20 protein-coding genes are annotated in these 22,181 nt (G+C 73.4%); 8 read left to right on the forward strand and 12 right to left on the reverse strand.

The features are described from left to right. Positions 1–46 precede the first annotated feature (46 nt). Positions 47–961 (forward strand): thioredoxin domain-containing protein, encoded by a 915-nt coding sequence (locus tag Q0795_RS04680; protein WP_298887150.1) that lies wholly within the window; start codon positions 47–49, stop codon positions 959–961. Here Q0795_RS04680 and Q0795_RS04685 read toward each other — a convergent pair. Beyond that, a complete protein-coding gene (locus Q0795_RS04685) occupies positions 921–1,475 on the reverse strand; it encodes a VTT domain-containing protein (protein ID WP_298887153.1) in 555 nt (184 codons plus the stop codon). The two genes, Q0795_RS04680 and Q0795_RS04685, sit on opposite strands and share 41 nt — an antisense overlap. 78 nt (positions 1,476–1,553) lie before the next feature. Between Q0795_RS04685 and Q0795_RS04690 the strand changes: the two genes are divergently transcribed. Beyond that, a complete protein-coding gene (locus tag Q0795_RS04690; RefSeq protein WP_298887155.1) occupies positions 1,554–2,480 on the forward strand; it encodes a carbamate kinase in 927 nt (308 codons plus the stop codon). A gap of 198 nt (positions 2,481–2,678) precedes the next feature. Here Q0795_RS04690 and Q0795_RS04695 read toward each other — a convergent pair whose 3' ends face one another. Beyond that, complete coding sequence (locus tag Q0795_RS04695) at positions 2,679–2,993, reverse strand: YciI family protein (protein ID WP_298887158.1); 315 nt, start codon at positions 2,991–2,993, stop codon at positions 2,679–2,681. Between the two features lie 134 nt (positions 2,994–3,127). On the opposite strand from Q0795_RS04695, the gene Q0795_RS04700 reads away from it, so the two are divergent. Together Q0795_RS04700 and Q0795_RS04705 are read left to right on the forward strand one after the other, a co-directional pair. Beyond that, a complete protein-coding gene (locus Q0795_RS04700) occupies positions 3,128–3,280 on the forward strand; it encodes a hypothetical protein (RefSeq protein WP_058892599.1) in 153 nt (50 codons plus the stop codon). Beyond that, positions 3,277–4,011 (forward strand): hypothetical protein, encoded by a 735-nt coding sequence (locus Q0795_RS04705; protein WP_298887170.1) that lies wholly within the window; start codon positions 3,277–3,279, stop codon positions 4,009–4,011. Before Q0795_RS04700 ends, Q0795_RS04705 begins: the two co-directional genes overlap by 4 nt. Positions 4,012–4,133: 122 nt before the next feature. Here the strand turns inward: Q0795_RS04705 and Q0795_RS04710 are convergent, their stop codons facing one another. Together Q0795_RS04710 and Q0795_RS04715 are read right to left on the reverse strand one after the other, a co-directional pair. Beyond that, positions 4,134–5,231 (reverse strand): PLP-dependent aspartate aminotransferase family protein, encoded by a 1,098-nt coding sequence (locus tag Q0795_RS04710; protein WP_298887173.1) that lies wholly within the window; start codon positions 5,229–5,231, stop codon positions 4,134–4,136. Between the two features lie 22 nt (positions 5,232–5,253). Next, positions 5,254–5,886 carry a CGNR zinc finger domain-containing protein gene (locus Q0795_RS04715; protein ID WP_298887176.1) on the reverse strand — a complete coding sequence of 211 codons (633 nt, stop codon included), beginning with the start codon at positions 5,884–5,886 and terminating at the stop codon, positions 5,254–5,256. Positions 5,887–5,974: 88 nt separating this feature from the next. Here Q0795_RS04715 and Q0795_RS04720 point away from each other — a divergent pair, with 88 nt between their 5' ends. Then, positions 5,975–7,012 (forward strand): DMT family transporter, encoded by a 1,038-nt coding sequence (locus Q0795_RS04720; RefSeq protein WP_298887179.1) that lies wholly within the window; start codon positions 5,975–5,977, stop codon positions 7,010–7,012. A 246-nt stretch (positions 7,013–7,258) separates the two neighbouring features. Here Q0795_RS04720 and Q0795_RS04725 read toward each other — a convergent pair whose 3' ends face one another. Next, positions 7,259–7,381 (reverse strand): hypothetical protein, encoded by a 123-nt coding sequence (locus tag Q0795_RS04725; protein ID WP_298887182.1) that lies wholly within the window; start codon positions 7,379–7,381, stop codon positions 7,259–7,261. Between the two features lie 60 nt (positions 7,382–7,441). Further along, positions 7,442–8,956 (reverse strand): peptidase S10, encoded by a 1,515-nt coding sequence (locus tag Q0795_RS04730; RefSeq protein WP_298887184.1) that lies wholly within the window; start codon positions 8,954–8,956, stop codon positions 7,442–7,444. 156 nt (positions 8,957–9,112) lie between these two features. Between Q0795_RS04730 and Q0795_RS04735 the strand changes: the two genes are divergently transcribed. Together Q0795_RS04735 and Q0795_RS04740 are read left to right on the forward strand one after the other, a co-directional pair. Further along, positions 9,113–11,182, forward strand: a complete 2,070-nt coding sequence (locus tag Q0795_RS04735) for a M3 family metallopeptidase (protein ID WP_298887187.1) — start codon at positions 9,113–9,115, stop codon at positions 11,180–11,182. Between the two features lie 118 nt (positions 11,183–11,300). Then, positions 11,301–11,537, forward strand: a complete 237-nt coding sequence (locus tag Q0795_RS04740; RefSeq protein ID WP_298887189.1) for a hypothetical protein — start codon at positions 11,301–11,303, stop codon at positions 11,535–11,537. A gap of 3 nt (positions 11,538–11,540) precedes the next feature. Here Q0795_RS04740 and Q0795_RS04745 read toward each other — a convergent pair whose 3' ends face one another. After that, positions 11,541–12,008: a MarR family transcriptional regulator gene (locus tag Q0795_RS04745; protein ID WP_298887192.1), complete on the reverse strand. Its 468-nt coding sequence runs from the start codon at positions 12,006–12,008 to the stop codon at positions 11,541–11,543. Positions 12,009–12,069: 61 nt separating this feature from the next. On the opposite strand from Q0795_RS04745, the gene Q0795_RS04750 reads away from it, so the two are divergent. Further along, on the forward strand, positions 12,070–15,336 hold the full coding sequence (locus tag Q0795_RS04750) for an efflux RND transporter permease subunit (protein WP_298887195.1): 3,267 nt from the start codon (positions 12,070–12,072) through the stop codon (positions 15,334–15,336). Positions 15,337–15,367: 31 nt separating this feature from the next. Here Q0795_RS04750 and Q0795_RS04755 read toward each other — a convergent pair whose 3' ends face one another. The 5 genes from Q0795_RS04755 to Q0795_RS04775 all read right to left on the reverse strand — a co-directional run bounded on the left by Q0795_RS04755 (position 15,368) and on the right by Q0795_RS04775 (position 22,115). Beyond that, a complete protein-coding gene (locus tag Q0795_RS04755; RefSeq protein ID WP_298887199.1) occupies positions 15,368–17,977 on the reverse strand; it encodes a hypothetical protein in 2,610 nt (869 codons plus the stop codon). Further along, positions 17,964–18,299, reverse strand: a complete 336-nt coding sequence (locus Q0795_RS04760) for a DUF4188 domain-containing protein (protein ID WP_298887202.1) — start codon at positions 18,297–18,299, stop codon at positions 17,964–17,966. The genes Q0795_RS04755 and Q0795_RS04760 overlap by 14 nt, the downstream gene beginning before the upstream one ends. Then, positions 18,299–19,894, reverse strand: coding sequence for a phenylacetate--CoA ligase family protein (locus Q0795_RS04765; protein ID WP_298887204.1), 1,596 nt, complete (start codon positions 19,892–19,894; stop codon positions 18,299–18,301). Before Q0795_RS04765 ends, Q0795_RS04760 begins: the two co-directional genes overlap by 1 nt. An 85-nt stretch (positions 19,895–19,979) precedes the next feature. After that, complete coding sequence (locus tag Q0795_RS04770; RefSeq protein WP_298887206.1) at positions 19,980–21,347, reverse strand: glucose-6-phosphate dehydrogenase; 1,368 nt, start codon at positions 21,345–21,347, stop codon at positions 19,980–19,982. 57 nt (positions 21,348–21,404) lie between these two features. Then, positions 21,405–22,115 carry a VIT family protein gene (locus tag Q0795_RS04775; protein ID WP_298887210.1) on the reverse strand — a complete coding sequence of 237 codons (711 nt, stop codon included), beginning with the start codon at positions 22,113–22,115 and terminating at the stop codon, positions 21,405–21,407. Positions 22,116–22,181 lie beyond the last annotated feature (66 nt).

Here is a 22,181-nt window from a genome sequence, read left to right on the forward strand (position 1 = left end):
CGACCATCCTGGCAGCAGCGTCGGACCGGTGTGCGACGCTGGCCGGGTGAGCACGCCGACCTCGCCTCAGCCCCGGACCGACCGCACCGTCGTGGCGGTCGCCTGGGCCGTCGCCGCGGTGGTCGTCGCGCTGGTGACGGCCTTCATCGCCTGGCTGGCCCTGGGCGAGCGCGGCTCGGAGCAGACGGCCGCCCCGTCGCAGACGGTCGGCCCCGAGGCCACCCCGGCGCCCGACGAGGACGGCGCGGACGCGGGCGGCACGCAGGGCGACGGTGGCCCCCAGGGCGACGGCGGGAGCGCGCCGCAGGGGTCCGCGGCCCCCGACGAGGGGTCTGCGGCGCAGCCCCCGCCGGCGGACCCGGGAGCCGCCGAGCAGACCCCTCCCCCGGAGGTCGCGCAGATGATGCTGGACCTGCAGCGCCGCGACCCGCAGGACCCCATGGCCGTGGGTGAGGTGGACGCGCCGGTGGTCATGATCGAGTACGCCGACTACCGCTGCCCCTACTGCGCGCAGTTCCACCTCGAGATCCGGCCCGAGCTCCTGCCGCTGGTCGAGGACGGCACGCTGCGCATCGAGTTCCGCGACTTCGTCATCTTCGACGAGACCTCCCGGCTCGCGGCCGTGGCCGGCCGGGCGGCGGCGGAGCAGGACCGGCTGGAGGAGTTCCAGAGCGCCGTCTTCGCGCTGTCGACGGACGGACACGGGGAGTACGGCCAGGCCGAGCTCGTCGACCTCGCCGAGGAGGTCGGGGTGGCCGACCCGGAGCAGTTCGAGGCCGACCTCGACGACGCCGACCTGGCCGCGGCGGTCGAGGCGGACAGCGCCGAGGCCCGCGCCATCGGCGTCTCCTCCACGCCCACCTTCCTCATCAACACCCAGGTGCTGCAGGGCGCCTACCCTGCGGACCGGATGCTCGAGATCATCGAGGAGCAGAGGCAGGACGCGACCCAGCGGTCGTGACCTCGTCGGCGTCGCTCCCACGGCCGCGGCGGACGGCATACCACCGGTGCCCGAGCGCGACCACCAGGGTGAGCGCGACCGCGAGCCCGGCGACGAGCCACGGGCCGCCCGCGAGCAGGGCCTCGAAGACGAGCGCCCAGACGGCGAAGCCGACGGTCGCGTAGATCGCGGCCCAGGCCAGGGCGCCCACCGACTGCGCGAGGGTGAAGCGCCACCACCGCATCCGCAGCACCCCCGCCGAGGCCAGCACCACCGTCTGCAGCCCGACCGTGAGGTAGCACAGCGGCACCGCGCCGATGCCGCACCGTTCCACCGCACCGCGGCCGCGGTCGAGGGCGTCGCCGGACAGCCAGCGGTGGACCGCGGCGCGCCAGCCCGACGTGGGACGGGTATGCCGCAGCGTCTGCTCGGTGACGCTGCGCGCGATCCAGTAGGTCACCTGGCCACGCAGCATGGCCACGCCCCACAGGAAGGCGAGGGCGAGGCCGAGCGGGAAGGACTGCCAGGCGTCCACCCGCCCATCGTCCCACGCATCGGCGCGAGCCCGCGCGGCGCGGGCGGCCGCTGCCGGGCCGCACGGCATACTCCGGCCATGAGGATCGTCGTCGCCCTCGGGGGCAACGCGCTGCTGCAGCGTGGCCAGGTGCCCGACGCCGCGGCGCAGGTCGCCAACATCCGCCGCGCCATGCAGGCTCTCGCCCCGCTCACCGACGACCACCAGGTCGTCATCACGCACGGCAACGGACCGCAGGTCGGCATCCTCGCGATGGAGAGCGCGGACGACGCCCGCCTGAGCCAGCCCTACCCCTTCGACGCGCTGGGGGCGATGACGCAGGGGCTCATCGGCTACTGGATCCTGCAGGCGATCGGCAACGAACGGCCCTACCGGCAGTTCGCCGCGGTCCTCAACCAGACCCTCGTCGACGCCGACGACCCGGCCTTCGCGGACCCCACGAAGTTCGTGGGCGAGGTCTACGACGCGGCGACCGCGCGCGAGCTCGCCGACCGGCACGGCTGGCAAGTCAGGGCCGACGGTCAGCACTGGCGGCGCGTCGTGCCGTCTCCGCGGCCGCGGGAGATCATCGAGACCCGGCTCATCGACCACCTGCTCGACGAGTCCGTCATCGTCGTCTGCGCCGGCGGTGGCGGCGTGCCGGTCGTCCGCACGGACAGCGGTGACCTGCAGGGCGTGGAGGCGGTCATCGACAAGGACCTCTCGGCGGCGCTGCTCGCGCACCGGCTCGGGGCCGACCGGCTGCTCGTGCTCACCGACGTCCCGGCCGTCATGGAGGGCTACGGCACGGACCGGCAACGCGAGATCCGGCGCACGACACCGGAGGAGCTGCGGGCCCTGCACCTGCCGGCTGGGTCGATGGGCCCCAAGGTCGAGGCGGTATGCCGCTTCGTCGAGGTCGCGGCATCGGCACGGCCGAGGGTGGCCGCCGCGATCGGGAGCCTGGACGAGGTGGCGGCGCTGGTGGACGGCTCGGCCGGGACCTTCGTCACCGCGGAGGGGTGACGCGGCTGGCCGGTGGGCTGGTAGGCACCGGTGCACGGACCTGCCACCCGGGCGCGACCTGTGCACGCTTCTGCAGTCAGGACGCGACCTGTGCACGGACCTGCCACCCGGGCGCGACCTGTGCACGCTTCTGCAGTCAGGACATGGGGAAGAACACGTGCACAGGCTGCACCACCGTGTCCAGGTCCGACAGAACGCTCAGAACTGGTCCGCGAGCGCCCCGTCGAACCAGGCGCCGAGCACCGGCGTCCACTCCCGGATGGCCACCTGCTCGACCAGACCCAGCTGCTGGAACGGGTCCTCCCGCAGCAGCTCGGCCAGGTCGGCCGCGCTCTCCCCTCGGAGGATGAGCATCGCGGCGTCCGGCGCCTCCTCCACCTCGGCGTAGGGCCCGGTCAGCAGGGCGGTGCCCTCGTGCGCCAGCCCGCCGAGGAACTCCCGGTGGGCGGGCCGGTGCTCGTCCCGGGCCGCGGTGTCGTCGGAGTAGGTGTAGTGCACCACGAAGAGGCTCATGACTCTCATCCTAGGGACGCGACCGCGTGGGCTGCCGCTCGTGGCGGCCCCAGCCGGGGCGCAGCGCTGCAGCACCCGCCGCCTCGCAGTAGGTCACCCTTGCCCATGAGGATCTAGGTTGCTAGCATTCTAGAATGACCGACAAGGCGCAGTTCAACGTCTACCTGCCGCGGGACCTCATCACGCAGGTCAAGCACCGGGGCATCGACGAAGCCATCAGCCTGTCCGCGCTGGTCGAGAAGGCGCTGCGGGCATACCTCACCTCGACGCAGGAGGACGACGCATGATCACCGACCTGACCGCCCAGCCCATCCGCTTCACCGCGGACCTCCCGGCGTGGCAGCGCCTCCTCGAGGCGCTGGGCGCGCGGCTGATCCTCGAGCGGCCCGGCTGGCTGGTGTATGCCGTGGGCTCGGGCCGGGTCGCCCTGCACCAGGCGAGCGACGAGCAGCCGCCCGGGACGGCACTCGCCTTCTCGACGACGACACCGGTGCCCGACGCGGTCACCACGGCAGCGGCGGCCGGGGTGCCCATCTCCCTCGGCCGCCCCGACCACGGCGAGGCAGGCATGGTGTCGGCGCCCGACGGCACGGCCTTCACGCTCGACGCGCCGACCCCGGTCGAGCAGGACGGACCACCCGCCGACCCGCGCCTCCTCGTCCTGCCGATCTGGTACGGGCCGGACACCGCGATGATCCGCGACGTCCTCCAAGGCGTGGGGGCGCGACCCCGCCTGGTCGCCGACGACGGGATCTGGACCGACCTCACCTGCGAGGGCGGAGGGCTGGTGGCCGCCCACCGCGCGGACGACGCGGCGCTCGAGCTGGCCTTCGAGTGGGACGGGGACGTGGAGGAGGCCCTCGCGCTGCTCACGGACGCCGGTGTCCGGGCAACCCTCATCGACGAGACGTACAGCCGGACCGTCCAGGTCGAGGATCCCGACGGCATCAAGGAGGTCTGGATCAACGAGCGGCAGAGCGACCACTACGGCTACACCGACGCCTCCGCCACCCCCTGACGACCTCCGCGGCCCCTGCTTTCCCCGCCCGAGCGACGCCCGGTGAGGGCGGGAACAACCATGTGCGACGCCCGGTGAGGGCCGCGGCAACCATGTGCGACGCCCGGTCGAAGGAGGGGGGATCAGGCCGAGACCAGCGCCTGCTCCAGCGCCTGCGCCAGGTCGGCCCAGAGGTCCTCGATGTCCTCCACGCCGACCGAGAGGCGCACGAGGTCCTCGGGCACGGTCGCGACCTCCAGGGGGTGGCGGCGACGACGCTCGATCTGGCTCTCCACACCGCCCAGGCTGGTCGAGTGCGCCCACAGGCGGGTCGCGCCGCAGACCCGCTCGGCACCCTCCACCCCTCCGACGACCTCGATCGAGAGCATCCCGCCGAAACCCGGGTAGCGGACCCGACGGACGGCGGGGTGCTCCGCCAGCCGCCCGGTCAGGACCTGCGCCCCGGCCTGGGCCCGTTCCAGGCGCAGGTGCAGCGTGCGGACGCCCCGCAGCACCAGCCAGGCCTCCATCGGCCCGGGGATCGCCCCGTGCAGCGACCGGTGGGTCTGCAGCCGCGCCCGCAGGTCCGCCCGGCCGCCGGCGACGACGGTCGCCCCGAGCAGCACGTCGGAGTGCCCGGCGAGGTACTTCGTCGCCGAGTGGATGACGACGTCCGCGCCCCAGGAGAGCGGTTGCTGCGCCAGCGGCGTCGCGAAGGTGTTGTCCACGGCGACGACCGGGCGGGCATCGGCATACCTCTCCGCCAGCCCGCGCACCACGGCGGGGACGTCGGTGAGCTCCATCATGGGGTTGGTGGGCGACTCCAGCAGCAGCAGGTCTGCCCCCTCGCACGCCTGGACGATCAAGTCGACGTCCTCGGCCTCGACCCGGCGGACGGTGAGCGCCCCCGCCGCCTCACGCTCGTCGAGCAGCCCGGTGGTGCCGTTGTAGACGTGTCGCGGAGCGACCACGACCCCGCCGACGGGCACCAGCGCCACCACGGCCGCCACGGCACCCATCCCGGAGGCGAAGGTCAGCGCCGAGCCGCCCTCGAGCGAGCCGAGCACCTCCTCCAGCGCCTCCCACGTCGGGTTCGAGGTGCGCGCGTAGGCCACCTCCCCGTCGGCGACGTAGGTCGAGGTGAACGTCACCGGGGTGCTCACCGGCGCGCCGGGCTCCCGGGCGGGCCGACCCAGCGCCACGGCGCGGGTGGCGGGGGCGAGGTCGTCGTGGTGGGTCATCGCTCTCCTCCGGTATGCCGTCTCATCCGTCCGCGACGCCTCCGGCGGCTCCGGGGTCGCCCTGGTCGGACTGGCGCCCACGATAGGCCGCGGCGGCGACCCGGTTGCCGCAGGCGGTGCTGCAGAAGCGCTTGGACCGGTTGCGCGACAGGTCGACGAAGACCCCGTCGCACCCGTCGGCCTCGCACCGCCGCAGTCGCTGCAGCTCGTCGGCGCGCACGACGTCGACCATCGCCATCGCGGCCTCGACCGCCATCCGGGTCGCGAAGGGGGCGTCGTCCGGCACGGCGTGCAGGTGCCACCCCCAGCCGTCGTGGTCGACCAGCCGGGGCACCGCCCGCTCCTCGGCGAGCAGCACGTTGACCAGGTCGACGACCGCCTCCTCGCCCAGCTCCCAGAACGTCGCGAGCCGCGGCCGGACGAGGCGCACCCGCTGCACCTCGGCGGACCGCCGCGGCGGTGTGCCCGACCACTGCCACTGCCGGACGAACGCCTCCAGGTCGGCCACGGTCGTCAGGGTGTCGACCCCCTCGGCACGCGCCTGGGCGGCCCGTCCCGACGGCAGGTGGTCGCTGCCGCTGCCGGCTCCCGTGCGGGTGTTGACCAGCGCTGCGGCCGAGCGCAGCGCCTCCACCGCGTCATGAGTAAAAGGCAAGTTGACTCCTGACGTCGGACGTGGCTATCGTCATGAGTGTCGTAGAAGTACGCTCCTGATGCCAACCCACAGAGAGGGGGCCAGCCCCATGACCACCACCCGGACCAGCCTCGACCACCCCACCACGTCGACCCGCCGGGCGGGCACGCGCACCCTGCTGCTCGGGCTGGCCGTCGCGCTGATCTCCGCCTCGATGTTCGGCACCGCCGGCGCGGTGGGCAAGAGCCTGCTGCTGGAGGGCTGGACCCCGGGCGCGGCCGTCACCGCCCGGGTCGCCCTGGGTGCCCTCGTGCTCGCCGCCCCCGCGGCCGTGGCGATGCGCGGGCGCTGGCACCTGCTCCGCCGCCCGATCACCTGGATCCACACGGGACTCTTCGGCCTGGTGGCGGTGGCCGGGTGCCAGCTGTTCTACTTCCTCGCCGTCGAGCGGCTCTCGGTCGGCGTCGCGCTCATGCTGGAGTACCTCGGCCCCATCCTCGTCGTCGGCTGGCTCTGGGCCCGGCACGGCCAGCGCCCGCGCCCGCTCACGATCGGCGGCGTGGTCCTCGCGATCGCCGGTCTGCTGCTCGTCCTCGACGTGCTGGGCGACGTGCAGCTCAGCGCCGTCGGCGTCATGTGGGGCCTGCTCGCGGCGGTGGGCCTGGCGGTCTTCTTCGTCGTCGGCGCGGACGACGCGAGCGGCCTGCCCCCGACCGCGTTCGCCGCGATGGGTATGACGATCGGCGCGGTCGCCCTGACGCTCGCCGGCGTCCTCGGCGTGGTGCCGATGGGGATGAGCACGCAGGACGTGCTCCTCGCCGGTCTCGACGCGCCGTGGTGGGTGCCGGTGCTGTGGCTCGGCCTGGTCGCGGCCGCCGGGGCATACCTCACCGGGATCGTCGCCGCGCGGATGCTCGGCGCCAAGGTGTCCTCGTTCGTCGGGCTGGCCGAGGTGATGTTCGCCGTGCTCTTCGCCTGGCTGCTGCTGGCCGAGATGCCGGCACCGGTGCAGCTGGTCGGCGGCGTGCTCATCGTGGCCGGGGTCGCGGCCATCAAGGCCGACGAGCGGGAGACCGGGCTGCCGGTCGCGACCTACGAGGTCGAGCCGCTGCCGGACGTCGCGGAGGAGGACTCCCTGAGCCGCTGACAGTCCCGCACTGACAGCCGCTGACGGTCCCGGACTTACAGCCGCTTCGTCCACTGCCCACCGCCTGGTCAACCTTCGTCCTCCCCGAACAGGCCGAAGGTTGACCAGGCGGACGAAGGTTGACCAGGCGGACGACGGTTGACCGACCGGACGAGGGTCGGCAGGCCGGGCGGCGGGCGGGACCCCGGGACCGACGCGGCTCGGGCGCGGCGCCGCAGGGCCTCTGCACACCGGCGCCACGGCCGCTCAGCCCTCGACGGTGACGGTCACGTCGCTGTGGCCCAGGGCCTTCAGCAGGCTGAACCCGCCCACGACGGCCAGCAGCACGACGGGGATCATCAGCCCGGCACCGACGACGCGACCCAGCATGCGGCTCACCCTAGCGACGGGCCGCCCCGCGGTCCTCGTGAGCCAGGACGTGCGCGCCCGTCAGCGGCCGGCCGCCCGCCGGACGAAGTCGGTGATGCCCTCGGCCTCCTCGACCCGCGAGGTCTCGCCGACGTAGGGCATGTGGCCGGTCTCGAACCACGCGTGCTCGACCCGGTCCATCGCGGCGTCCGGCAGCCGCAGGTGCGCGACCGTGTCCTCGGCGGCCGAGTAGGGCGTGGCCAGGTCGTAGTAGCCGTACTCGAATCGGACGCGCAGGTGCGGGTTGGCGCGCATGACCCGCTCCAGCTTGTCGGCGACGTTGATGGGCTTGGCCTCGAACTCCTTGTAGGACCAGTGCTCGATGGCGTCGGAGAACACGGCGTAGGGCAGGTCCAGCTCGGAGCGCAGCTCGGCGCGCAGGTAGTGGTGGATGGCTGCGGCGTACGGGCCCATGATCGCGTCGATGCTGGGGTCGGCGTCCATGCCCTCGGCGATCCCCGAGTGCAGCACGCCGCGGATGCGCCCGTCGATCCGCCCGACCGTCTCGCCCTGGTCGCGCAGCAGCTCGGTGCAGAAGCGCCAGTGCTCGGGCCGCAGGTCGCACCGCTCGACGTAGTCGCGGGAGAGACCGGTCAGTGCGGCCAGCCGCTGCACCACGTCGGCCCGCTCGTCCTCGGTCAGCCGGTTGCCGCGCGCCAGCGCCCAGCGGTAGGCCCCGGCGGCGAACTCCTCGGCCTCCTCGAGCACCTCCGAGAGGCTGCGGCCCTCGTGCTTGCCGTGGTAGTGGGCGATCGCGGCGTAGGTCGGCAGGTAGGACAGGCACGCCTCGTCGTGGCGCAGGAAGCGGAAGTCCTGGGTGCCGAAGTCCAGCACGCTGGAGATGAGGACCAACCCGTTGAGCTGCATACCGAAGCTGGCGAAGAGGCGCTCCGCGACGGACACCGCCCGCGTCGTGCCGTAGGACTCGCCGGCGAGGAACTTCGGGCTCATCCACCGGTCCTCGCGGGTGCACCAGAGCCGGATGAGCTCGGTGACCTGCTCGACGTCCTTCTTCCACCCGTGGTAGTCCTTGGCCTTGCCGCCCTCCACCGCGCGCGACCAGCCGGTCGACATCGGGTCGATGAAGACCAGGTCGGAGGCGCGGAGCAGCGTCTGCGGGTTGTCGTGCAGGGCATAGGGCGGCGCGGTCGGGTCGTTCGGCTCACCCGCGTCGGCGATCCGCGGCCCGAGCACTCCGAGGTGCAGCCACACCGAGCTCGACCCCGGGCCACCGTTGAAGACGAAGGTGATGGGGCGGCTGCGGTCGGGCTGACCCTCCCCGTCGACCAGGGTGTATGCCGTGACCGCCAGCTCCCCGCGCGGCGTCCACCCCTGGAAGACCTCGTCCTTGACCTCCTCCTCGCGGATGACGATCCGCCCGGTCCGCGCCGTGTAGGTCAGCTCGCCCTCGGTGGTGCCGATCGTGTGGGTCGTCTCGACCAGCACGTCGCGGGGCTCGGGACGGTCCTTGCCGCCCTCGGTCGCGGAGTCGGTCGCTGCGGTGTCACGCGTGGTCGTCGAAGCCTCGTCGCTCATGGCCGCCACCCTATGCACTCCTGGTTGCGGCCGAGCAGACCGACTCGTGCGCAGACGTTGTTCCTCACGCATGATGCATCACGGCCGACGAACAGCTGCTGCGTGAGAGTGCCGGCCCCGGACCGCGCACGCGGGCCCTGTGATGTGATGAGAGGTATGACCAACCCCCTCCTCTCCCCGTCCACCCTGCCGTTCGCGCTGCCCGACTACGCGAACCTCACCGACGCGCACGTCCGTGAGGCGGTCGAGGTGGGGATGGCCGAGCAGCTCGAGGCGCTACGCGCCCTGGCCGAGGACCCGGAGCCGGCGACGGTGGAGAACGTCCTGCACGCCTGGGAGACCTCCGGGGCGACGCTGGACCGCACGCTGTCGGCGTTCTGGGTCGCCAAGTCCGCGGACACCAACGACGAGCGGGACGCCATCATGGCGGAGTTCGCGCCGCGGCTGGCCGCGCACACCGACACGATCATGCTCGACGAGGGCCTGTATGCCCGGCTCACCCAGCTGGCTGACCGGGCCGACGCCGGTGAGGTCGACCTCGACGAGCAGGACGAGTTCGTCCTCACCGAGCGGCTGCGCGCCTACGAGCGCGGCGGGATCACCCTCGACGCGCCCGGCCAGGCCCGGCTGCGCGAGCTCAACGGGGAGCTGGCGACGCTGTCGACCGAGTTCGACCGGCTGCTGGTGACCGGACGGGCGGCGGCCGCGGTGCACGTCACCGACGAGGCCGAGCTGGCCGGGCTGAGCCAGGACGCCCGGGCCGGGCTGCGGGAGGCCGCGCAGGCCAAGGGGCTCGACGGGTGGCTCATCACCCTCACCAACACCACCGGCCAGCCGATCCTGGACAGCCTGGAGCACCGTGGCCTGCGCGAGCGGGTCTTCCGGGCCTCGGTCGAGCGGGGGCTGGGCCGGGAGGGGCACGAGGCCCACGACACCCGCGACATCCTGGTCCGCATCGCCCGGCTGCGCGCCGAGCGCGCGACGCTGCTCGGCTACGAGCACCACGCGTCCTACGTGCACCAGGTCGGCTGCGCCCAGACCACCGACGCGGTCAACGACCTGCTCGGCCGGCTCGCCCCGGGTGCGGTGCAGATCGCCCAGCGCGAGGCCGACGCCCTGGCCGAGCAGCTGCATACCCTCGAGCCGGAGGCGACGCTCGAGGGCTGGGACTGGCAGTTCCTCGCCGCCCGCAGCGCCGGGGAGGGCTTCGACACCGGGCAGCTCACGCCCTACCTCGAGTTCGAGCGGGTGCTCACCCAGGGAGTCTTCGCCGCGGCCACGGCGCTGTACGGCATCATCTTCCACGAGCGGGAGGACCTCGTCGGCTACACCGAGGCCGCCCGGGTCTTCGAGGTGCGCGAGGCCGACGGCAGCCAGCTCGGCGCCGTCGCCATCGACCCCTACACCCGGCCGACCAAGAAGGGCGGGGCCTGGATGACGAGCATCGTCGACCAGTCCCACCTGCTCGGCGACCTGCCGGTGGTGACCAACACGTGCAACGTGCCGCCACCGTCGGCCGGCCAGCCCAGCCTCATGACCTGGACCAACGTCATCACCCTCTTCCACGAGTTCGGCCACGACCTGCACGGGCTGCTCTCGGACGTGCGCTACCCCTCGCGCTCGGGCACGTCCGTGCCGCGCGACTTCGTCGAGTTCCCCAGCCAGGTCAACGAGATCTGGGCCTGGGAGCCGGCCCTCCTGCAGCGCTACGCGCGTCACCACGAGACCGGCGAGCCGGTCCCGCAGGAGTGGGTCGACCAGCTCGTCGACAGCCGCACCGAGACCGGCTACCACACCATCGAGCTGCTCAAGGCGATGATCCTGGACCAGGCCTGGCACCAGACGCCGCTGACGCAGCTGCCCGAGGACGGGTCCGGTGTGGAGGCCTTCGAGCAGGCGGCCCTCGAGCGGGCCGGGGTCGCCTTCCCCCTCGTGCCGCCGCGCTACCGCAGCGCCTACTTCCACCACATCTTCGGCGGCGGGTACGCCGCCGGCTACTACTCCTACCTGTGGTCGGAGGTCATGGACGCCGACACCGTCCAGTGGTTCCGCGAGCAGGGTGACAGCGACCACCCCGGGGGTATGACGCGCGCCGCCGGTGACGTCTTCCGCCGGGAGCTCCTGGGCCGGGGCGGATCCATCGAGGCGCTGGAGACCTACCGGCGCTTCCGCGGTCGCGACCCCGAGGTGGGCCCGCTGCTGGAGCGGCTCGGGCTGACCGGCTGAGCCACTCCCCCGCCCCGGTCCGGTGCGGCCGGCGGCACGCGGCGCCGGCGGGTCCCGTCGTCGACCGGCAGCGGGAGCAGGACCTTGCTACGGTGGTGGGCCACTCAGGAGGTGGCCGATGAAGTCTTTCCCGCTCATCCCCTACGCCCTCGTGGGCCTCGTGGTGCTCGGCTGGTGGGCGGGGACCCAGTCGTGGGTCGCCCTCGGAGTCATGGTCGTGCTCCTCGCGGTCGCTGCCCTGCACGTGATCAAGGCCACCAGCGGCCCCGGCTCGCTCGGCAGCGGCCAGGACCAGGCGGAGGCGCGAGCCCGAGCGACCTTCCCCACCCCACCGGAGCGCCCGCACGGCATCTGACGCTCAGCTGCGCTCGGCGTCGATCTGCTCCGCCACGTCCTGCATGCGCTCGGACAGGCGCGCCAGGTCGGCGAGCTCGGCGTCGCTGAGCCGGTCGAGCACCTGCGCCTTGGCCTGCAGGACCGGCCCCTCCAGCGAGGCGAGGACCTCCTCACCCTCCGGGGTGATCCGCAGCAGCAGCCGCCGTCGGTCGGCCGGGTCGTGCTCGCGCCGCAGCCACCCGCGCGCGACGACGCGCTCGAGGATCCCGCTCGTCGTCGGGGTGGAGACGCCCAGGTGCTCGGCCAGGGCCTGACCGCTGAGATCAGGGTTGGCGCGGACCAGCACGAGCACCTGCACCTGGCGCAGGGTCAGCTCGGCGGGGACGGGCTGCGGGTCGAGCCACCGCATGGCGACCGCGTGCAGCCGGGCCTCGCTCGCGCTGATGCGGCCGAGGAGCGCCGCGCGTCCCTGCTGGTCGGCCTGTGCCATCGCGCTACGCCCCTTCGTCGATTCGGTCCAGGGTAATGGTTCGCCTTAGGCTAGGCATCCTATGGCACGTCTCACCCTGTTCAGCGTCCGCAACCGGGCGCTCGTGGCGCTCGCCACCGTCTTCGGCATCCTGGCCGGCCTCTGGTCGGCCAGCAGCCTGCCACGTGAGCTCTTCCCCTCGCTGCAGTTCCCGGTCCTGGTCGTCGCCACCAGCACGCCCGGGTCCAGCACCTCGGTCGTCGAGGAGCAGGTCACCGAGCCGGTCGAGGTCGCCGCGCAGGGTCTCAACAACGTCGTCGAGGTCTCCTCGACCAGCACCGACGGGTTCTCCTCGGTCGTCGTCGAGCTGGACTACGGCACCGACACGGGCGCGGCGCAGACCGACCTGCAGCGGGCCGTGCTGTCGCTGCCCGGGCTCCCCGACTCGGCCACGCCCCAGATCTTCGCCGGAAACCTGGACGACTTCCCCATCATCCAGCTCGCCGCCAGCGGCGGCGAGGACGCCCGCGACCTCGTCGACCGCCTCGAGCGGGTGGTCATCCCCGACATCGAGGACATCGACGGCGTGCGCTCGGTGACCCTCTCCGGGGTGGCCGACCGCGTGGTCACCGTCGACCTCGACGAGGAGGAGGCCGCCGCCGCGGGGGTGACCCTCCAGACCGTCAGCCAGGTGCTGCAGGCCAACGGCGTCGTGCTGCCCGGCGGCTCCGTGCTGGACGGCGACACCGAGCTGCCGGTGCAGGTCGGCTCCCGGCTCACCTCCGCCGAGCAGATCGGTGCGCTGCCCATGCTCGGGCAGCAGGCCGTCGCCGCCCAGCAGGCGGCGGCACAGACCCAGGCCCAGGCGCAGGAGGCCCAGGCCGCTGCGGACGAGGCCGCCCAGGCGTCCCAGGCCGCACCGCAGGACCCCGAGCTGGCCGCCGCCGCGGCAGCCGCGGCCGGAGCGGCTGAGCAGGCCACCGCCGCCTCCGAGCAGGCGGGCGACGTCGAGATCCCCCTGCTGCGCGACGTCGCGACGGTGACGCTCGAGGAGCGGGAGGCGACGGCATACACCCGGACCAACGGGGAGCCCAGCGTCGGTCTCGCCATCACCAAGACCCCCGACGGCAACGCGGTGGAGATCTCCAGCGCGCTGGCGGCGCTGCAGGACCAGATCAGCACCGACCTCGACGGCGGCGAGCTGGTGACGATCTTCGACGGCGCGCCGTTCATCGAGAAGTCCATCGAGGACCTGGCCACCGAGGGCCTGCTCGGGCTCGGCTTCGCCATCCTCGTGGTCCTCCTCTTCCTGCTCTCGGTGCGCCTCACGCTGGTCACCGCGGTGTCGATCCCGCTGTCGCTGCTCATCGCGCTGCTGGGGCTGCAGGTGGCGGACTACAGCCTGAACATCCTCACGCTCGGGGCCCTCACCATCTCGGTCGGCCGCGTCGTCGACGACTCGATCGTGGTGATCGAGAACATCAAGCGCCACGTCGCGCGCGGCGAGGACCGGCGCACCGCCGTGGTCGAGGCCACCCGGGAGGTGGCCGGGGCGATCACCTCGGCGACGATCGCGACGGTCGCGGTCTTCCTGCCGCTGGGCTTCGTCGGCGGCCAGGTGGGCGAGCTCTTCCGACCCTTCGCGGTGACCGTGACCCTGGCGATGCTCGCCTCGCTGCTGGTGGCGCTGACCATCATCCCGGTGCTCGGCTTCTGGTTCCTGGGCCGGCGCTCGGGCAGCGGCAAGCACGAGCCGGAGTCCGCTCTCACCGAGCACACCGACGAGCCGGACCGGATGCAGCGGGCGTACCTGCCGGTGCTGCGGACCGCTCTCGGCCGGCCCTGGCTCACCGTGGGCCTCGCCGTGCTCCTGCTGGGTGGCACCGGGTATGCCGCGACCCTGCTCAAGACCGACTTCATCGGCGGCACCGGCGAGAACACCCTGCAGGGGACGCTCACCATGCCGACCGGCACCACGCTCGAGGGCACCGACGACCAGGCGGCCGAGGTCGAGGCGTGGCTCGCCGACCAGGACGAGGTCGCGACCTACCAGGTGACCGCTGGCAGCCCCGGCGGGATCGAGGCGGTCTTCCTCGGCAGCGGGGCCAACTCCGCGACGTTCGCGGTGACCCTGGACGACGGTGTGGACGGCGAGGCCTTCGGCGAGGAGCTGACCACCTCCGTCGACCTACCCGAGGGCGCCACCTTCACCGCGCAGGCCGGCCAGCAGGGCGGGCCCACGACCGCGGGCCTCGAGGTGCAGGTCCAGGGCCAGGACCTCGACCAGCTGGACGCGGCGGCCCAGGACGTCGTCTCGCTCATGCAGGAGGCCGGCGCGCTGGACGTCACCAACAACCTCACCGACACCGTGCCGGCCCTGCAGGTCGAGGTGGACCGCGAGGCCGCCGCGGCGGCCGGGCTGGCCGAGGCCCAGCTGGGCCAGACGATCCAGGCGGCGACCGACGGCGCCGTCGTCGGGCAGGTGGAGATCGATGCCACCCAGGTGGACGTCGTCGTGAGCGAGGGCTCGGCCGACGACGTGGCCGCCCTGCGGGACCTGGAGGTCGGCTCCGACCCGGCGGGCGACCCGGTCGCCCTCGGCGAGGTGGCCGAGCTGCGCACGGTCGACGAGGCGGTCAGCATCACCCGGGTCGACGGGCTGCGCGCCGCCACCGTCAACGGACGCGCGGCGACCGACGACCTCGGTGCGCTCACCGCCGACCTGCAGCAGCGCCTCGACGGCCTGGAGACCCCGGAGGGCGTGCAGGTGACCCTCGGCGGGGTGAGCTCGGACCAGGAGGAGGCCTTCGCGGCGCTCGGGCTGGCCCTGCTGGCGGCCATCGCCATCGTCTACCTCGTCATGGTCGCGACCTTCAACTCGCTGGTCCAGCCGCTCATCCTGCTGGTGTCAGTGCCCTTCGCGGCGACCGGTTCGATCGCGCTGCTGCTGCTGACCGACACCGCGCTGGACATCGCCTCGATGGTCGGCCTGCTCATGCTCATCGGCATCGTCGTCACCAACGCGATCGTGCTCATCGACCTGGTGAACCAGTACCGCACCCGCGGCCTGGGCCGCACCGAGGCCGTGCTCGAGGGGGCCCGGCACCGGTTCCGGCCGATCGTCATGACCGCGCTGGCGACCATCCTGGCGCTCACCCCGATGGCCTTCGCCGTCACCGGCGGCGGGGCGTTCATCTCCCAGCCGCTGGCCATCGTCGTCATCGGCGGCCTCATCAGCTCGACCGCGCTCACGCTCATCCTGGTGCCGGTGCTCTACGAGCTCGTCGGCCGGGGAGCGACCTGGGCGGGCGGCCTGCGGTCGCGCCGCGAGGAGCGCCGGGCCGCCTGAGCGGCGCCGGCACCGTGACTGCGGGTTCGGCTCAGTCGGTGAGGCGGGGGCTGCGGTAGGGCAGGGCGTCGGGACGGCCGCAGCGCCACACGGCATACACCTGGGCGGGGTGTCCGAGCTCTTCCCTGACGTGGGCGTCGACGGCGGCCGCCGCACGGGGCTCGTCCAGCAGCTCGCTGAGCGGATGGGCGGACCAGCCGGCGCGCTCGCCGGCCAGCCAGCACGCCAGGAGCGACCCGCCGAGGGGGCCGAGCTCGTCCGGCGTGAGGCCCGGCGCGGCCCACAGGGCGAGCACGGCGCCGCGCGGCCGCAGCTCGCTGGCCCGCGCCACCCACCGGTCGAGGCGGCTGGTCTCCAGCGCGCGACGCAGGGGCCCGGCCGAGGTGAGCAGCGCGAGGCCGCGGGCCTCCGCCCGGGAGAGCCCGAGCGCCGTCGCGCTCAGGCCGTCCAGGTCGCGGCGCGGGTGGCGCGGCGACAGCCGCAACCACTGCGCCAGCTCCGGCGCCGCGGGCCCGGTGAGGGTGTGCGCGGTCGCCCGCGGGAGCAGGTCGTCGACGAGATCGTCCGGCAGCTCCAGGAGGCCGGCGCCCTCCCCGAGCCCGGCCGTGCGGGCGATCTCGGCGATCTGGCACGGGTTCGGCCGCTGCGGGTATGCCGTGCGGACCGTCGCCCGCGCGTGCAGCTCCGCGACCGACCAGGGCGGCGCCTGCCGGGCGCCCGGGGTCGTGGGTGGCTGGGGGCGCTGCGGGTGCCGCGACCCTGCCTCGAGGCCGGGGTGGGCACGGAGCCTGACCACCGCGGCCTGGCGGGCGTCAACGTCCACCCCCCAGGTGACGTCCACCTCCAGCCCGAGGTCGGCGGCCACCACCTGCAGGCTGAGGGCCAGGGCCCCGAGCGAGAGCAGGAGGTCGCGCCGGCCGGCGTCGGCGACCGGCAGCTCGCGGTCGGCGTGCCACCCGAGCAGCAGCGTGTCCTCGCCCAGCGCCCGCACGTCCCACGGCTGGGTGTTGTGCGCGCTGGGCGCGCGACCCCAGTCGTGGGCACGGGCGAGCAGCCGCATCGCCGGGCCGCTCTCCTCGGTCGACGACGGGGCCTGCGCCGTGCCCTGGTCACCACCCGGGGTCCCGCCGACGTGGACCGCGCGGGTGTAGAAGCACGTGCCGTGCAGCGGACGACCGCCCATGGCGACGAACTGCGCCTGGGACCCCACGTTGTCGTCCTCGACGAAGGTGACCCGCAGCGCGTCATACCCCCCGGCCTGCAGACCCCGCAGCAGCTCTCGGGACAGGTGGCGCATCAGCCCCTGACCGCGCGCGCCGGGCACGGTGCCCTTGATGATGAGGACGGCCTCGCGGCGGTAGCGCCCGCGGGTCGCCAGCAGCCGCACGGTGTCGACCGGCCCGAGCCGCCCCCCGGTGGAGCGGACGAAGTCGGTGAGGTCGGGCACCACCAGCACGAAGGCCACCGGCTCACCGTCGTGCTCCAGCCAGAGCAGCAGGCGCTCGTCGAGCAGGTGCGCGAGACCGTCGGTCGCAGCCGCCAGCTCGTCGGCCTCGATCCGGGTGAAGTAGCCCAGCTCGGCGAAGGAGGAGTTGAGCATCTGCCGCAGGACCGGCAGCTGCTCCCCCAGCCGGCGCCGGTCGGCGTGCCGCAGCACGACCCCCTGCGGGAGCGGGCCGCTGCCGAAGAGCTGCGTCGGGTCGAGCGAGCCCAGGTCGGGGCAGATCCAGGTCGAGCCCGTCCAGACCCGCTCGAAGCCGAGCGCCTCCCAGTCCCGGGCGTAGTGCGGCGGGCTCCACGGCCCGTCGAGGAAGCCCGGCTCGTCCCACCCCGACGTCACCACCCCCCCGACCTGGTTGGGCAGGAGCGACACGGGGCCCAGCAGGCGCGTGCGCCCGCGCTGCCGGGCCAGGGCCTCGGCATACTCGACCATCGCGCCCAGGGCCGCCTCCCCGGCGAACTCGGTGGCCCCCATGAGCAGGGTGCGCTCGCCGAGCTTGTGGTCCATCCGGTCGTCGGTATGCAGTGTCGTCCGGCCGTGGAGCTCGCCCTGTCGGTCACGGACGAGGTAGAGCTCGACCGCCCCGTGCGCGTGGTGCGGCCCGCTCCCGGTCCACCACGAGCGGACGGTGCTGTGCCACACCGGCACCCCGTGGGTCTCGCGCCGCGTCCCCCACGGCGGCACCCGCAGGAAGTCGCGCAGGTCGGCCCGGGTGAGGACCGGCTCGACCCGCAGACCCGCGCCCCCGTCGGAGCGCCGACGGACCACCGGGGGACCGACCTCCTCGCGACCGACCGGCGTGAAGCGCTCGACGTGGGCCATCCGCCCGTCCTCGGCCCGCCACACCCCGTTGCTGTAGCCGTCCGGGTCCGCCTCGTGCACCTGGACCACGACTCCGGCCGCATCCTGCACCCGCTGGAGCGCGTCCTCGGCGGCGGCGGCGTCGGCATACCAGGCGATGACGCCCGTGCGCCGCACACCCTCGCGCAGCCACTCGCACCGCACCGGGCCGGCCTCCTCCAGCGCCCGGGTGACCGAGCGCAGCCACGCGCCCGAGGCGCGCCCCTGCGCCGGCTCGACGGTGAGCATCACCGCGGCCTGGGCCAGCGGTGGCGCCGCCGAGAAGTCACGCGTGCGCACGACCAGCCTCCTCCGCGCCCGCCACGGGCCGCTCGTAGACCCGGATGTAGCCGCCGGTCGCGTGCTGCGTGCCGTCGGTGACCCACTGCATGAGCTCGCGGTGCACCCCGCTGCGGGCGAAGCGCAGGAGGTCCTCGCGGGTGGTGAAGTAGCCGACGGTGCCGAGCGTGAACGGCGGGTCGAGGTAGACCTGGTGGTGCACGTAGCCCGGCATCCGGCGCATCTGGTCGACCATCGCCCGCCAGCGCGGGGCCAGGCGCACCCAGGCCAGCGGGGACGTGTAGCGCGTCGCGCCGACGAAGACCGCCCCTGCGCGCTCCATCAGCCCGCGGCGCCCGGGCGGAGGTAGACCCGCTTGAGCCTGTCGGGCATCGCGGCGAACGGCCCGGTGCCGGCGTCGTGCACCCGCACCTCGATGTCGTCGCTGCGCTCGCTCTCCTCCAGCGACTGCGCGAAGTCGCGGCTGGTCCGGGCGAGGTAGTCGACCACGCCCTCGCGCACGCCGTCGGCGAGCGTCCGCCGCTCCGCCTGCTCCAGGAGCACGTCCTCGCGCAGCTCGAGGTGGATCGTCGGCTGCTGACGGGTCGCGTCCTGCTCGACGTCCTCCAGGGTCAGCGTGAACGAGCCGATCTGGGCGGCCCGCCGCGGGTCGGTGTAGAGCCCGTTCTCGACGTCCTGGGGGTAGATGTTGGCGCCCATGAAGGAGATCGTGGCGTCGGCCCGGCCGAAGAGCAGCAGCAGCGGCAGCTTCATCCCCTGCTTGGCGAAGGCCTCGCGGGCCGGCGCCTGCCACTCCGGCTGGCTGCGCAGCACCGCCGCGAGGTCGTGCCAGTCCATCAGCCGGGCCTCGTCACCGATGTTGTAGCGCAGCTTGGGCGAGAGCACCGCGGTCGAGGTGAGTGTGCACAGCAGCTCGCCCTCGGGGGTCGTCTCGAGGTAGGTCTCCAGGGGGTTGTACTGGAAGATCATCGGGGTCCGGGTCTCGCCCGGGCCGAGCACGGCCTCGCGCAGGTCGTGGTCCTTCAGCAGGGCACGCCGCAGCCACACGGTGAGGTCGGTCTCGCCGCCGATGCCGATGGTGAGGTCGGAGGCGCCGTAGCCGGAGCGGACGGTGAGGAAGCGCTCCTCGCAGTAGTCGCGCAGCGCCTCGGTCATCCCCTCCCCGCCGACCAGGCCGTGCATCCGCCAGGCCGGCCAGTCCCAGCCCTCCGCGTCCAGCCGGTCGCGCAGGTCCTTGAGGAAGGGCGGGTAGGCCGAGACCAGGTAGGTGAACCCCGGCCCGAAGTGGCGCATCGTGTCGACGATCTTGTCCAGGTCGGGTCCGGTGTTCTTGACCATGGCGATCTTGGCCATGGCGATGCCGGTGTTGGTGCCGGTGGCCCACGCCCCCATGGAGTAGGCGTTGATGACGAAGAGCCGCTCCTCGTCGCGCATCATCAGCGCCGTGAAGCCGGCGACGTTGCGGTGGATGTCGGCGAGCTCCTCGCGCCCGCGCACCCAGTTGAAGGGGGTGCCGGAGCTGCCCGAGCTCTCGTCCACGAGCGTCCCGCGCAGCTCGAGGCGACCCGAGCGCGTGCGGGAGGTCTCGTCATACCGCTGGACGTAGCCTGCCTTGTCGGTGGGCGGGTAGTTCTCCAGGTCCCACCAGCGGAAGCGCCAGTCGTGCTCGGCGAGGTGCTGACGGTATGCCGGAACGTGCAGCGAGCCGAGCTGGCAGGTCATCCAGGCGTGCAGCCGGGCGAAGTCGCCCATCCACGGCTGGTAGTGCGTCGCGGTGAGCCGCCAGGTCGCCGGGTGCACCTTGTAGAGGCTGTAGGTCGTGCTCAGCGCGCGGGTGCCCGCCCTGAGCGCACCGCGACGCGCGAGCGTCAGCGGCGTGCTCATCCAGACCGACTCCCCCAGGTCTTTCCATCCCATGGCCGGACTCTAGCGCCTGGGTGGGCGGGGGGCCGGAGTTCGCCACCGGAGCGGTCGGGGCTCGGCGGTCGGGGCTCGGCTGGGACTAGACCCAGCCGTCCGGGCCCGGTGAACCGGCGGCATACTCCTCCAGCGGCACCTCGTCCGCCTGCCAGGCGTCGAGGACCGGCTCGACGATCCGCCACAGCTCCTCGGCCTCGTCACCGCGGATGGTCAGCAGCGGGTTGCCGTCGAGGATGGCGCCGAGGATCTCGCCGTAGGGCAGCATCCGGGCCTTGCCGAGCTCGGCGGACAGCTCCTTCTGCTCCAGCTCGAAGGGGTCGCCCTCGGCGTTCATCGACAGGTCGAGCGAGACGCTGCCCGGCTTGAGCTCGAGGACGAGCCGGTCCGGGGCCGGGGTGTCGGTGAGCCCGTCGGGCACGTGCGCCGGCGCCCGGAAGGTCACGACCACCTGCTTGGACGCCGTGCCCAGCGCCTTGCCCGAGCGCAGCCGGAACGGCACGCCGGCCCAGCGGGCGTTGTCGAGCTGCACGGTCAGCTGGGCCAGCGTCTCGGTCTGGCGGGAGGGGTCGACGCCCTCCTCGGCCACGTAGTCCGGGACCGTGCGGTCGCCGAGCTCACCCGCGACATACCTCGCCCGCCGGGACGCCGCGACCGGGTCGTGACCCCACGGCTGGGTCGCCCTCAGCGCCTGCGCCTTGAGCCCGCGGATCTCCTCGGCGTGCATCGTCGCGGGGGCCTCCATGGCGAAGAAGGCGAGGACCTCCAGCAGGTGGCTCTGGATCATGTCCATGAGCGCGCCCGCGTGGTCGTAGTATCCGGCCCGTCCCTCCAGCGCCAGCGTCTCGTCGTAGCAGATGTCGACCTTCTCGATGTGCTCGGCGGTCCAGATGGGCTGCAGCAGCCGGTTGGCGAAGCGGATGCCGATGAGGTTGAGGATCGTGTTGACGCCGAGGAAGTGGTCGATCCGGAAGATGTCGCCCTCGGGCACGACCCGCAGCAGCTGGCGGTTGAGCTCGCGCGCCGTCTCCAGGCTGTCGCCGAAGGGCTTCTCCAGCGCCAGCCGGGTGCCCTCGGGCACCGTCAGCTGCTCCAGCAGCTCGCACACCTTGATGGTGACCGCCGGCGGCAGGGCGAAGTAGAGCACGACCGGCTCGTCGACGGCGTCCAGCAGGGCCTGCAGCTGGTCGCGCTCCAGGAGGTCCGTCTGGAGGTAGGTCGCCGCGCTCACCACTGGTTCCGCCACCTCCTCGGGTACCTCGGCCTCCGCGAGGCTGTCGCGGACCCTGGCCTGCCAGTCCTCCTCGCTGAGCTCGAGCCGGTCCGCGCCGAGGACCCGCACCCTCCGGTCGGTCTCCTCGCGCAGCAGCGTCCCCAGCCCGGGCAGCAGCAGCCGCCGGGTCAGGTCACCTGAGGCTCCCAGGATGAGCAGGGTGGTGGTCTGGTCGGCCATGCGGACGTCCTTCTTCCCTCGGGTATGACGCGTCCGCGCCAGTGTGGCACCTCGGGGTCAGAGCTGCGTGCCGACGAGCGCACCGATGGCATACGTCACGGCCATGGCGGTGAAGCCGCCCAGCACGTTGCGGGCGACGGCGCGGGGCCGCGGTGAGCGGCCCAGGGTCGCGCTCACCCAGCCGGTGAGCACGAGGGCGAGCAGCACGGAGGACACGGTGACGGGCACCCGCCAGACGAGCGGCGGGGAGAGGATGGCGAGCAGGGGCAGCAGGGCACCGAGGGTGAAGGCGACCAGCGAGGCCCAGGCGGCGTGCCAGGGGTTGGTGAGCTCGTCGGGGTCGATGCGCAGCTCGGCCTCGGCGTGCGCCGCGAGCGCGTCCCGCTCGGTGAGCTCGACGGCCACCCGGTGCGCGAGCTCGGGGGACAGGCCCTTGGCGCGGTAGATCTCGGTGAGCTCGGCCAGCTCCTCCTCGGGCATCTCGGCGAGCTCGCGCCGCTCCAGGTCGAGCAGGGCGCGCTCGCTGTCGCGCTGGGTGCTGACCGAGACGTACTCCCCCACCGCCATCGACATGGCACCCGCCGCGAGCCCGGCGAGCCCCGCGGTGAGGATGGCCGTGCGGTCGGCCGTCGCCGCGGCGACACCGATGACCAGGCCGGCGGTGGAGATGATGCCGTCGTTGGCGCCGAGGACCCCGGCGCGCAGCCAGTTCAACGTGCTCGCGGTGGTGCGCGGCTCGGCGTGCTGCTGCGGGGATGGTGCGGCCATGCCTCCAGCGTCCTCCGCGACGGCAGGACCTGCCAGGACGGTGAGGCTTCGCTACCCCGGTGGGCG

This window comes from uncultured Serinicoccus sp., from assembly GCF_947487915.1.
Classification (GTDB): domain Bacteria; phylum Actinomycetota; class Actinomycetes; order Actinomycetales; family Dermatophilaceae; genus Ornithinicoccus.